The following is an 11,518-nucleotide window of genomic DNA, read 5'->3' on the forward strand; positions in this document are numbered from 1 at the left end:
AGACAGCGGCGCGCGGGCCTTCCAGGCTCTTGGGACGTGAGATCCCCAAGGAAAGCCCCGCGCCGATGAGTCTCGAGACCGTCATCGCGCTGCTCGTCTTCCTCTTTCCCCTCGCGTACAGCCCGGGACCGGGAAACGCGTTCTTCGCTGCGCTCGCCGCGGCGGCCGGGATGCGGGCAGCGGTTCCGGCGCTCGTCGGCTACCACGCAGCCACCCTCGGCGTGACCGCGCTGATCGGCATGGGTGTCGGGACGACCATCGTGCACCGGCCCGCCGCGAGCAATCTGCTCTTCGCGATGGGGAGCGCCTACGTGCTGTGGCTGGCGGTGACCTTCGTCCGGCACCCCCTCACCGTGACGTCCGGCAACAACGGTCCGCTCCCGCGGGAACGACGAGCAGGCTTCTGGACCGGGGCGGTCGTCCTGCTGCTCAACCCGAAGGCCTACTCGATCATCGCCGCCATGTTCGCGCAGTTCCTGGCCACTCCAGGCAGCGCCGACCGTTCCGCCGTCATCGCCATCGCGGTGATCTTCACGCTGAACAACCTCGTCGCCTTCCTCGTGTGGGCGTCGGGTGGGCGCGCCCTGTCGACGGTGCTCGGAGCGAGTCGGTACCAGCGCGTGCTCTCCTACGTCTTCGCCGCGGCGCTCGTCGGCGTTGCCGCGTGGATGTCACTTCCGCTGTTCACGTAGTCCGAGCGAGACGCGTCACTTCGTGGCGTCCGTCATGGGCACGTGGCTGTGGTGATAGCGGCCGAGCGCATCCACCTCGGCCTCCAGGCGCGGCACCGTGCGGCTGGTCAGCCGCCGGATGTACGGCCACGTGGCGGGGGAGTTGACGAACGCCTTGGACCAGTTGGCGACGAGCACACCCTTGGGCACGTACACCCGCGACTTGCGCTTGAGGAATCCGCGCAGGATGTGCTCCACGCACTCCTCGACCGTGGTGGTGCTGTTGGCCGGATACGGAAGCCTGCCGCGGATGGCCTTGAAGGTCGGCAGGTCCGCCTCCGCGCCGCGGACGATGTCGGTGTCGATCCACGACGGATGGCAGACGCCGACCTTGATGCCGAGGTGTGCGACCTCCTGGCGGGTGGCCAGCGCGAGCGACTCGCAGCCGGCCTTGCTCGCCGCGTACGGGGCGAGCCCGGCGATGCTGGTGAAACCGGCGAGCGAGGAGACGGCGAGGGCGTATCCGCGGGTCTTCTGCAGATGGGGGATGCTGTGCTTGAGAGTGCGGAAGACGCCGTTGAGGTTGATGTCGACGACCCGCTCGAAGGCGGCGTCGTCGATCTGCCGGACCGTGCCGTACGACGCGATCCCGGCGTTGGCCAGCACGTAGTCGAGCCGGCCGAAGTGGGCGGCGGCCGCATCGATGGCGTCCTTGACGGCCGCGCTGTCGCGCACGTCGGCCTCCCACCAGGCGGCGCCGTCGCCCAGTTCATCGGCGAGTTCGGCGAGCAGATCGGCCTCCAGACCGACGAGGGCGACGCGACCCCCGTGAGCGACGAAACCGCGGGCGGTATGGGCACCGATGCCGCGGGCGGCACCGGTGATGAGGGCGACTTTGCCGTGGAACGACGAGGGGGTCAGTGAGGCCATGGCGATCAAGATACCGGCGGTATGTGAAATTTGCCACTGGCGATGTCACATTCGCACTGAAAGGTCGCCGCTCGGGCGCCACATGACGAGACGGGGATCTCACTGGGTGGTCAGTGGGGCGATTCGCCGCTAACGTTCGCCGGGTGAAGATCGGAATCGTCACCGAGTCGGCCGCCGGCGAGACACGCGTGTCCGCGACCCCGGCGACCGTGATCCAACTCCTCAAGCTGGGGTACGACGTCGTCGTCGAGTCCGGCGCGGGTGCCCGCGCCAGCTTCACCGACGACGCCTACGCGGACGCCGGAGCCACCGTCGTGGCCCCGGACGAGGCGTGGGCGAGCGACGTCGTGCTCAAGGTCAACGCGCCCGATGACGAGGAGATCGCCCGCCTGCGTGACGGCGCGACGCTCATCAGCCTGCTGAGTCCGGGCCTCAACCCCGAGCTCGTGGAGAAGCTCGCCGCCCGGCCGATCACGGCGTTGGCGATGGACGCGGTGCCGCGCATCTCGCGCGCCCAGTCGATGGACGTGCTCAGCTCCATGGCGAACATCGCGGGGTACCGCGCCGTCGTCGAAGCCGCCCACGAGTTCGGACGCTTCTTCACCGGCCAGGTCACCGCCGCCGGCAAGGTGCCGCCCGCGAAGGTGCTCGTCGCCGGCGCGGGCGTTGCCGGTCTCGCGGCGATCGGCGCAGCGAGCAGCCTCGGGGCGATCGTGCGGGCCACCGACCCCCGTCCTGAGGTCGCCGACCAGGTGAAGTCGATCGGCGGCGAGTACCTCGCGGTCGAGGTCGAGGAGCAGATGGAGTCCTCGGACGGTTATGCGAAGGCGACCAGCGAGGCCTACGACCGGCGCGCCGCGGAAATCTACTCCGAGCAGGCCCAAGACGTCGACATCATCATCACCACCGCCCTCATCCCCGGCCGCGCCGCGCCGCGCCTCATCACCGCCGCCGACGTCGCCTCGATGAAGCCCGGCAGCGTCATCGTCGACATGGCCGCGGCGCAGGGCGGCAACGTCGAGGGTTCGGTCCCCGGTGAGAAGGTCGTGACCGACAACGGCGTCATCATCCTCGGCTACACCGATCTCGCCGGCCGCCTGCCCACGCAGGCCTCGCAGTTGTACGGCACCAACCTCGTCAACCTGCTCAAGCTGCTGACGCCGGGCAAGGACGGCGAGCTCGTCCTCGACTTCGACGACGTCGTGCAGCGTGCCGTCACCGTCGCGCGTGACGGCGAGAAACTGTGGCCACCACCCCCGGTCCAGGTGTCGGCGGCACCCGCCGCCGCACCGGCCGTGGCCGAGCCGGTGGAGAAGAAGGAGCCGAGGAAGCTCACCGAGCGCGGCCGGATCGTGGCCGTGGCCGCGGCGGCGGCGGTCCTGTTCGGGCTGATCGCGATCTCGCCGGCGGCACTCCAGGGACACCTGGTGGTCTTCGCGCTGGCCGTCGTGGTCGGTTTCTACGTGATCGGCAACGTCCACCATGCGCTGCACACGCCGCTGATGTCGGTGACCAACGCGATCTCGAGCATCATCATCGTCGGCGCGCTGCTGCAGATCGGTAGTGATGACGCGGTGATCACCACGATCTCGTTCGTGGCGGTCCTGCTCGCCAGCATCAACATCTTCGGTGGCTTCGCGGTGACCCGCCGCATGCTCGCCATGTTCTCGCGGTCCTGAAAGAAGAGCTGATCACCATGTTGTCCATCGAGACTGCCGTGTCCGCTGCGTACGTCGTCGCGGCGCTCCTGTTCATCCTGGCGCTCGCCGGTCTGTCGAAGCACGAGACGGCCAAGGCCGGCAACACGTTCGGCATCCTCGGCATGAGCGTCGCCCTGGTCGCGACGATCGCGGTCGTCGCCGACGACGGCCTGCGGACCACCGGGTTGATCCTGCTGATCGCGGCCATCGTCATCGGCGCGGCGATCGGTCTGTGGCGCGCCCGCGTCGTCGAGATGACCGGGATGCCGGAGCTGATCGCCCTGTTGCACAGCTTCGTCGGCGCGGCCGCTGTCATGGTCGGCTGGAACCGGTACCTGCACGTGGAGGCACACCCCGACGGGCCCGCCGCTCGTGCGCTCGACGCGATCGGCCTGCTCGGCATCCACGCCGCCGAGGTCTCCATCAGCGTGTTCATCGGCGCGGTCACGCTGACCGGCTCGATCGTGGCGTTCCTCAAGCTGTCGGCCCGGATCTCGTCCTCGCCGATGATGCTGCCGGGCAAGAACGCCCTCAACATCGGCGCACTCGCCGCGTTCGTGGCGCTCACCGCATGGTTCGTGGTGTCGCCCTCGTTGTGGCTCCTGCTCGTCATCACGGCCCTCGCCCTGGCGCTGGGGTGGCATCTGGTCGCTTCGATCGGCGGCGGCGACATGCCGGTCGTGGTCTCGATGCTCAACAGCTACTCCGGCTGGGCAGCTGCCGCCCTGGGCTTCTTGCTGCGCAACGACCTGCTGATCATCGTCGGTGCGCTCGTCGGTTCCTCGGGTGCGTTCCTGTCCTACATCATGTGCAAGGGGATGAACCGCTCGTTCCTCTCCGTCATCGCCGGCGGTTTCGGCATGGAGGCCCCGGCCTCCGGTGGCGAGGAGCAGGGCGAGCACCGTGAAGTGCAGGCCGATGAGGTCGCCGAGATGCTGACCGGAGCCAGCTCGGTGATCATCACCCCCGGCTACGGCATGGCCGTCGCGCAGGCGCAGTATCCCGTCGCCGAACTCACCGCGAAACTCCGCGCGAAGGGCATCGACGTCCGGTTCGGCATCCACCCGGTCGCCGGTCGCCTACCGGGCCACATGAACGTGCTGCTCGCCGAGGCGAAGGTGCCGTACGACATCGTCCTGGAGATGGACGAGATCAACGATGACTTCGCCGACACCTCGGTCGTCCTCGTGATCGGTGCGAACGACACCGTCAACCCGGCGGCGTCGGAGGACCCGAGCAGCCCCATCGCCGGCATGCCCGTGCTGCACGTGTGGGAGGCCGAGAACGTCGTGGTGTTCAAGCGCTCGATGGCCGCCGGCTACGCGGGCGTGCAGAACCCGCTGTTCTTCCGCGAGAACACTCAGATGCTCTTCGGTGACGCCAAAGACCGCGTCGACGACATCATCCGCGCCCTCTGAGCCCGCAGGTGGTCGAGTAGGCCCGAGGAACGAGGGCCGTATCGAGACCACGTGAGGTGACGTGGTCTCGCTCCATCGCGGCTATGCCCTTGGTGCGATGGCTCCATGTCGGTCGCTGAGCGACCTCCTACTCGACCACCTAGGTGAGTTGTAGGTGGTCGAGTAGCGACCGAGGGACGAGGGAGCGTATCGAGACCAGGTGACGTGACGTGGTCTCGATACGGCTCCGCAAGCTCCGCCTACTCGACCACCGATGGGGTTAGCTGGGCGTGGCGAGGCGGTCGGCGATGGCGACGTAGTGGTCGCGCATCGCCGGGTAGTAGTCGTCCCAGTCGACGGCGGCCGGGTCGGCTCCGGTCTCGGCGGCCACGAGGCGGTCGAGGTAGTACTCCCAACCCGGTCCCGTGTTCTCGAGGGTGGAGACGTCGTCGATGACCTGGGACATGGTGAGTGTTGTGACGCCGGCGTCCTCGCGGAGCTCGAGCGTCAGATACCAGGCTCCGAAGTCGTCGACGGCGTCGATGCGCAGCAGGCGCGGCGGTTCGCACGCGCGGATCTCGTAACGCGACGGCGGAATGTCCTCGCCCTCGGCGTTCATGGTGAACGTGACGAAGCCGTCGGCCGGGTCGCCGGTCCACGTGCCGATCCACCGCTCGAGGCGTTCGGACTCGGTGACGGCGGCCCATACGTCGTCGATGGGCGCGCGGAAGGTGCGCTCCCAGACGAGGGCGTCGGTGGTGCCGCGACGCTCGTGGCGGCCGGTGGGGGTGGCGGTCATGCGGTGTTCTCCTGGTGGTGGTTGGGCGTGGCCGCGGCGCGGCGGCGGTCGCGGGTCGTGCGACGCACCTCGGTAGCGAGGGCATCGAGATGGTGCTCGGTGATCGGGGCGCGTCGTTCCAGATGCGAGACGAAGGTCCGCACCTCCGTGAGCGGTTCAGTACGCAGCCGGTAGTGCCGCTCGCGTCCCCGCTCGTCCGCCTCGACCAGTCCCGCGTCGGTCAGCACCCGAAGGTGCCGGCTGATCGCCGGACGCGACACGGGGTGCTCGCCGGCGAGGTCGACGACCCGCGCCGGCCCCCCGGACAACTGCACCAGCAGCTCCCGGCGTACCGGGTCGGCGATGGCGGCGAACACGTCCATGGGGAAAACGTAACCGATCAGTTACCAATCGCGCAAGGGTCGACGCCCGGCGAGGTTCGGTGAGAATCCGGGGTGGTCAGACGACGCCGTAGAGGCGGTCGCCCGCGTCGCCGAGTCCGGGAACGATGTAGCCGTTCTCGTCGAGCCGCTCGTCGATCGCGGCGGTCACGATGGTGACCGGGACGTCGACGTGCTCGAGTTCCTTCTCCAGCCGGCGCACGCCCTCCGGGGCGGCGAGCAGGGTGACCGCGGTGATGTGGTCGATTCCGCGACGGACGAGGAAGTCGATGGCCATCGCGAGCGTTCCGCCGGTGGCGAGCATGGGGTCGAGCAGGTAGCACTGGCGGCCCGACAGGTCCTCGGGAAGGCGCTCGGCGTACGTCTCGGCCTTGAGCGTCTCCTCGTTGCGGATCATGCCGAGGAAGCCGACCTCCGCCGTGGGCAGCAGGCGCTGCATCCCCTCGAGCATGCCGAGGCCGGCGCGCAGGATCGGGACGACGAGAGGCGCCGGCGAGGTGAGCCGGACGCCCGTGGTCGGGGCGACCGGCGTGGTGATGTCGGTGGCCTCCACGCGCACCTCGCGGGTGGCCTCGTACGCCAGCAGCGTCACGAGCTCCTCGGTCAGTCGCCGGAAGGTGGGCGAGTCGGTGGTCGCCTCGCGCAGCACCGTGAGCTTGTGAGCGACGAGCGGGTGGTCGACGACGTGAACCTGCATGCTCTGAGGGTAGCGGTCGGCCGGGGCGGGCTCGTCCGGTCGTCCTCGACTAGCGGCGGCGCCCCGTGGTCTGTCACGATGGCGGACGGAACAGCGGTGAGCCCCGAGGAGGGATCGTGGCCGAGGACGATGTGGACTTCGTGGTCGCCGCCTATCGCGACGACGGCGACTGGTCGGTCATGGAGCTGCCCGCGCGCCTCGGTGAGGACTTCGCCGGGCTGAGCGAGTCGTTGCGCCGCTTCCCGTCCGAGGTCGGCGTGCTCGCGATGGTCTCGGTCAAGGACGACTTCTTCGTCATCGTGCGCAGCAGCGGCACCCAGGTGCGCGTGCTGCTCTCGGACAACACCGCCGCGCTCGACTATCCGCTCGCGGCCGATGTCGCCGAAGCGCTCGACGCACCCGACCCTGAGGACGACGACTCCGTCGAGCCGATCGGGGATCTCGACATCCTCAGCGACCTGGGACTCGCGTCGGTCGAGTTGTCGCTGCTGTGCGAGGACGACGATCTCTACCCTGACGAGGTGCTGCTCGACATCGCGCAACGGCTGGGCTTCCGCGAGCAGTTGGAGACGATCGTCGGGTGACCCCCGACGAGGCCTGGATGCGTCAGGCTTTGGAGTTGGCGGCGGTCGCGGGCGCCGAGGGCGACGTTCCGGTCGGCGCGATCGTGGTGTCGCCGAGCGGGCGGATTCTCGGCGAGGGGCGCAACACCCGTGAGCGTGATGCCGACCCGACCGGTCACGCCGAGATCGACGCGATGCGTCAGGCCGCCCGAGCGGTCGGCGAGTGGCGACTCGAGGGCTGCACCCTCGTGGTCACGCTCGAGCCGTGCACGATGTGCGCTGGCGCGCTCGTCTCCGCTCGCGTGGCGCGGCTGGTCTTCGGTGCTTTCGACGACAAGGCCGGCGCGGTGGGCTCGCTATGGGACGTGGTGCGCGACCGGCGCCTGAACCACCGTCCCGAGGTGCATGCCGGAGTCCTCGCTGCGGAATCGACCGCGCTGCTGCAGAACTTCTTCGCCAGCCGCCGCTGATGCCTGGGCGGTAGGTCCAGTCCCACCATCGCCGGCGGGCGGTGTGTGAGGTCCCATGGGACCGACCTTGGTGAGACCGGACCTACCGCCGACAGGGCGCGCGGGAATGACATCGCAGCGGGACGTGTTAGAGTAGTTAAAGATTCAACTACTGAGGAGCACGCCATGCAGATCGGCATCTTCACCGTCGGTGATGTCACTCCCGATCCGGTGAACGGCACGACGCCCACCGAGCACGAGCGCATCAAGGCGACCGTCGAGATCGCCAAGAAGGCCGACGAGATCGGTCTGGACGTCTTTGCGACCGGCGAGCACCACAACCCGCCCTTCGTGCCGTCGAGCCCCACCACCACGCTGGCGTACATCGGCGCGCAGACGAAGAACCTCATCCTGTCGACGTCGACCACGCTCATCACGACCAACGACCCGGTGAAGATCGCCGAGGACTATGCGACCCTCCAGCATCTCGTCGACGGTCGGATGGATTTGATGCTCGGCCGCGGCAACACCGCCCCGGTGTACCCGTGGTTCGGCAAGGACATCAGCAAGGCCGTCGAGCTGACGATCGAGAACTACCAGCTGCTGCGCAAGCTCTGGGACGAGCCGGTGGTCAACTGGGAGGGCAAGTTCCGCACCCCGTTGCAGGGCTTCACCTCGACGCCGGCACCGCTCGACGGCGTGGCGCCGTTCGTGTGGCACGGCTCGATCCGTACGCCCGAGGTCGCGGAGCTGGCCGCCTACTACGGCGACGGCTACTTCGCCAACAACATCTTCTGGCCCAAGGAGCACTACATCCGGCTGATCAACTTCTACCGGCAGCGCTACGCCCACTACGGGCACGGCGACCCGGAGCAGGCGATCGTCGGGCTCGGCGGACAGTTCTTCATGCGCAAGAACAGCCAGGACGCGGTGAACGAGTTCCGTCCGTACTTCGACGTCGCCCCGGTGTACGGCCACGGGCCCAGCCTGGAGGACTTCACCGAGGCCACCCCGTTGACGGTCGGCAGCCCGCAGCAGGTGCTCGAGCGGACGCTGCAGTTCGCCGACTTCTTCGGCGACTACCAGCGCCAGCTGTTCCTCGTCGATCACGCCGGCCTGCCGCTCAAGACCGTGCTCGAGCAGCTCGACCTGCTCGGCGAGATCCTCCCGACGATGCGGGAGGAGTTCGCCAAGCGCCGTCCGGCGAACGTCCCGGACGCGCCCACCCACGCGGCTCGCGTCGCCGCCAAGAACGCTGAGAAGGAGGTCCGGTCATGACCGTCTCGATCGTGGCCCTGTCGGCAGGACTGGGCGAGCCGTCGACCACCCGCATGCTCGCCGACAAGATCGTCGCCTCGGCCCGTGAGCGCCTCGGGGACGTCAGCGTCGAGGTCGTGAGCCTGCGCGAGCTCGCTCACGACATCACCGACGCGAGCCTCACCGGCTTCGCCTCCGCGCGGCTGCAGCACGTCTACGACCAGGTGTCGGCGGCCGACGCGCTGATCGTCGCCGTCCCGATCTTCAAGGTGTCCTACCCGGGGCTGTTCAAGTCCTTCGTCGACGCCATGGAGACCGACGCGATCATCGGCAAGCCGGTGCTGCTCGCGGCGACCGGCGGCACGGCGCGTCACTCGCTGGCGATCGACATGGCGCTGCGTCCGCTGTTCTCCTACCTGCAGGCCTTCATCGTGCCGACGGGCATCTTCGCCTCGCCGCACGACTGGGGATCCTCGGGCGAGCACGCGCTGCAGCGCCGGATCGACCGTGCGACGGGCGAGCTGGCGAGCATGCTCGACGGCGGCGGCACGGGTCGGACGCGTGAGGACGAGATCGATCTGTTCAGCGACACCATGCTGTCCATCAGCAACCCCGACCTGCGCTGACCCTTCCTCTACGGTGGTCCCGACGAGAGGATCAGGTGATGCCGGTGAGGTTGCGCAAGCTCGTGCCGAGTGAGCTCGACGAGGAACAGCGTCAGGTCTACGAGGCGATCGCGGGCGGTGACCGGTCCCGCGGGCCGCAGCTCTTTCCGTTGGCGGAGTCGGACGGGTCGCTCAACGGCCCGTATGGGGTGATGCTCCACGCGCCGCGGGTCGGGGGTCCGCTCCAGGAGCTGGGTGCTGCGCTCCGCTTCCGGACCGACCTGACCGATCGCGTCCGCGAGATCGTCATCCTCCTCGTCGCGGACCGGATGGGCAGCGAGTTCCAGTGGTGGGCGCACGAACGCATCGCCCTCGCCGCCGGGCTCGGGCGCGAAGAGATCGACGCGATCCGCACCGGCGAGTTCGCTGGCGCGGACGACGCCGAGTCCACGGCCTATGCACTCGCGGTCGACCTCCTGCGGGGCGAGACCATCGGCGACGACGAGTATGCCCGCGCGGCGACGGTGCTCGGCGAACAGCAACTCGTGGAACTGTCGGTCCTCGTCGGCTACTACCGGATGCTCGCGCAGACGATGGCGCTCTTCGACGTCGGAGTTCCCGAGGACTGAGCGGGCCGAGTACCCGTTGAGTGTGACGTTTGGCAGGCGAAATCGCCGGTTTCGGCTGCCAAACGTCACGCTCAACGCGAAGGGCCCGGTTTTCTGGCGTCGTGGTCGGTCCGGTAAGCTACGTCGCGGTGGCGTGTCCGAGCGGCCGAAGGTGCATCACTCGAAATGATGTGTGGGGTCAAACCCACCGTGGGTTCAAATCCCACCGCCACCGCCATGTGATGTCTCCGGACATCTGCATAGCCCGAGCCCGCACGTGGGTTCGGGCTATGTCATTTCTGGGCCCGGTCAGCCGCGGCGAGTCAACCGTGCCGATCGGTCCGATAATGGCTGTGATCCCGCACGGACGCCCTACGGATCAAGGACCAGCAATGAGCGACCACCACGCCGGGCACGATGGCCCCCACCACGAAGCATCGGATGCCGATCAGCACGCTCACGACCACGACCATCGCGTCACGGGCGGATCTAACGCCATGGCGCTCAGCGCCACCCTGCACTGCCTGACGGGCTGTGCCATCGGCGAGATCCTCGGATTGATGATCGGCACCGCTATCGGCTTGAGTGTCGGATGGACCATCCTGCTCGCCGTGGGGCTGGCGTTCCTGTTCGGTTACACCCTCTCCGCTTTTCCGCTGGTCAGAGCAGGACTCGGGGTCGGCGCGGCGCTCGGCATCGTGTTCGCCGCCGACACCCTCTCGATCGCGACCATGGAGGTCGTCGATAACGCCGTCATGGCGCTCATTCCTGGTGCAATGGACGCCGGGCTCGTCAACTCACTGTTCTGGGTCTCGATGATGATCGCCCTCGCCGCGGCCTTCCTTGCCGCCTACCCGGTCAATCGTCGCCTGTTGGCTCGCGGCAGAGGGCACGCCCTCACGCACGAGTTTCACCACAGCAGTTCCCAAGTCGCGGGTGCGCGTCGGTTCATCCCGAGCCTGCCCGCGACAACGCTCGCCATCGCCATCGTCGCGTTCATGGTCGGCGGCCTCACCGTCTCGATCGCCGACGAACTCGGTAACGAGGAGTCGGGTGGCGCCGGCTCTCACGCGTCGGCAGGGGGCAGCACGATCACGCGTTGAGGCCTTGGGCGGGCCTTTCCACCAACCCCGGTCCGCGCCTAGCATCAGATCATGTGCCGGAACATCCGGGTGCTTCACAATTTCGACCCGCCCACCACCGATGACGAGGTCCGCGAGGCCGCCCTCCAGTTCGTCCGGAAGGTCAGCGGATCGACCCGCCCCTCACGCGCGAACGAAGAGGCGTTCGATCGAGCCGTCGACGAGGTCGCGCTGGCCACCCGGCGGTTGCTCGACGATCTCGTGACCAAGGCGCCGCCCAAGAATCGCGAGCTGGAGGCCATCAAGGGACGCCAGCGTCACGAGAAACGCATGGAGCGTGAGGTTCGGCTGCGCACCGCGTCGTCCTAGCGGGCGACGCG

At 68.4% G+C, this 11,518-nt stretch carries 14 protein-coding genes and 1 tRNA gene; 11 read left to right on the forward strand and 4 right to left on the reverse strand.

The window, feature by feature from the left end; all coding sequences use genetic code 11:
- Positions 1–65: 65 nt before the first annotated feature.
- Entirely contained in the window at positions 66–692 is a 627-nt protein-coding gene (locus tag D9V41_RS01795) for a LysE family translocator (protein ID WP_121792803.1), read from the forward strand.
- A gap of 15 nt (positions 693–707) precedes the next feature.
- Here D9V41_RS01795 and D9V41_RS01800 read toward each other — a convergent pair whose 3' ends face one another.
- Positions 708–1,601: an SDR family oxidoreductase gene (locus tag D9V41_RS01800; protein ID WP_121792804.1), complete on the reverse strand. Its 894-nt coding sequence runs from the start codon at positions 1,599–1,601 to the stop codon at positions 708–710.
- Positions 1,602–1,744: 143 nt separating this feature from the next.
- Between D9V41_RS01800 and D9V41_RS01805 the strand changes: the two genes are divergently transcribed.
- Together D9V41_RS01805 and pntB are read left to right on the forward strand one after the other, a co-directional pair.
- Positions 1,745–3,280 carry a Re/Si-specific NAD(P)(+) transhydrogenase subunit alpha gene (locus D9V41_RS01805; protein WP_121792805.1) on the forward strand — a complete coding sequence of 512 codons (1,536 nt, stop codon included), beginning with the start codon at positions 1,745–1,747 and terminating at the stop codon, positions 3,278–3,280.
- Positions 3,281–3,297: 17 nt separating this feature from the next.
- Positions 3,298–4,719 carry a Re/Si-specific NAD(P)(+) transhydrogenase subunit beta gene (gene pntB / locus D9V41_RS01810; protein WP_121792806.1) on the forward strand — a complete coding sequence of 474 codons (1,422 nt, stop codon included), beginning with the start codon at positions 3,298–3,300 and terminating at the stop codon, positions 4,717–4,719.
- Between the two features lie 259 nt (positions 4,720–4,978).
- Here the strand turns inward: pntB and D9V41_RS01815 are convergent, their stop codons facing one another.
- The 3 genes from D9V41_RS01815 to upp all read right to left on the reverse strand — a co-directional run bounded on the left by D9V41_RS01815 (position 4,979) and on the right by upp (position 6,574).
- Entirely contained in the window at positions 4,979–5,497 is a 519-nt protein-coding gene (locus D9V41_RS01815; protein ID WP_121792807.1) for an SRPBCC family protein, read from the reverse strand.
- Positions 5,494–5,859 carry an ArsR/SmtB family transcription factor gene (locus D9V41_RS01820; protein ID WP_121792808.1) on the reverse strand — a complete coding sequence of 122 codons (366 nt, stop codon included), beginning with the start codon at positions 5,857–5,859 and terminating at the stop codon, positions 5,494–5,496. The genes D9V41_RS01815 and D9V41_RS01820 overlap by 4 nt, the downstream gene beginning before the upstream one ends.
- A 76-nt stretch (positions 5,860–5,935) precedes the next feature.
- A complete protein-coding gene (upp, locus tag D9V41_RS01825) occupies positions 5,936–6,574 on the reverse strand; it encodes a uracil phosphoribosyltransferase (RefSeq protein WP_121792809.1) in 639 nt (212 codons plus the stop codon).
- A gap of 116 nt (positions 6,575–6,690) precedes the next feature.
- On the opposite strand from upp, the gene D9V41_RS01830 reads away from it, so the two are divergent.
- From D9V41_RS01830 to D9V41_RS01865, 8 genes are all read left to right on the forward strand, one after another.
- Positions 6,691–7,158 carry a tRNA adenosine deaminase-associated protein gene (locus D9V41_RS01830; protein ID WP_121792810.1) on the forward strand — a complete coding sequence of 156 codons (468 nt, stop codon included), beginning with the start codon at positions 6,691–6,693 and terminating at the stop codon, positions 7,156–7,158.
- Positions 7,155–7,607, forward strand: coding sequence for a tRNA adenosine(34) deaminase TadA (gene tadA / locus D9V41_RS01835; protein WP_208006688.1), 453 nt, complete (start codon positions 7,155–7,157; stop codon positions 7,605–7,607). Before D9V41_RS01830 ends, tadA begins: the two co-directional genes overlap by 4 nt.
- 165 nt (positions 7,608–7,772) lie before the next feature.
- A complete protein-coding gene (locus tag D9V41_RS01840) occupies positions 7,773–8,864 on the forward strand; it encodes an LLM class flavin-dependent oxidoreductase (RefSeq protein WP_121792811.1) in 1,092 nt (363 codons plus the stop codon).
- Positions 8,861–9,469: a CE1759 family FMN reductase gene (locus D9V41_RS01845; protein WP_121792812.1), complete on the forward strand. Its 609-nt coding sequence runs from the start codon at positions 8,861–8,863 to the stop codon at positions 9,467–9,469. The genes D9V41_RS01840 and D9V41_RS01845 overlap by 4 nt, the downstream gene beginning before the upstream one ends.
- 38 nt (positions 9,470–9,507) lie before the next feature.
- Positions 9,508–10,077, forward strand: a complete 570-nt coding sequence (locus tag D9V41_RS01850; RefSeq protein WP_208006689.1) for a carboxymuconolactone decarboxylase family protein — start codon at positions 9,508–9,510, stop codon at positions 10,075–10,077.
- A gap of 127 nt (positions 10,078–10,204) precedes the next feature.
- Positions 10,205–10,294 (forward strand) — tRNA-Ser (locus D9V41_RS01855).
- 154 nt (positions 10,295–10,448) lie between these two features.
- Positions 10,449–11,159, forward strand: a complete 711-nt coding sequence (locus D9V41_RS01860) for a DUF4396 domain-containing protein (protein ID WP_243697121.1) — start codon at positions 10,449–10,451, stop codon at positions 11,157–11,159.
- 51 nt (positions 11,160–11,210) lie between these two features.
- Positions 11,211–11,507 carry a DUF2277 domain-containing protein gene (locus D9V41_RS01865; protein ID WP_121792814.1) on the forward strand — a complete coding sequence of 99 codons (297 nt, stop codon included), beginning with the start codon at positions 11,211–11,213 and terminating at the stop codon, positions 11,505–11,507.
- Positions 11,508–11,518 lie beyond the last annotated feature (11 nt).

It is taken from the genome of Aeromicrobium phragmitis, assembly GCF_003674095.1.
Taxonomy (GTDB): Bacteria; Actinomycetota; Actinomycetes; order Propionibacteriales; family Nocardioidaceae; genus Aeromicrobium; species Aeromicrobium phragmitis.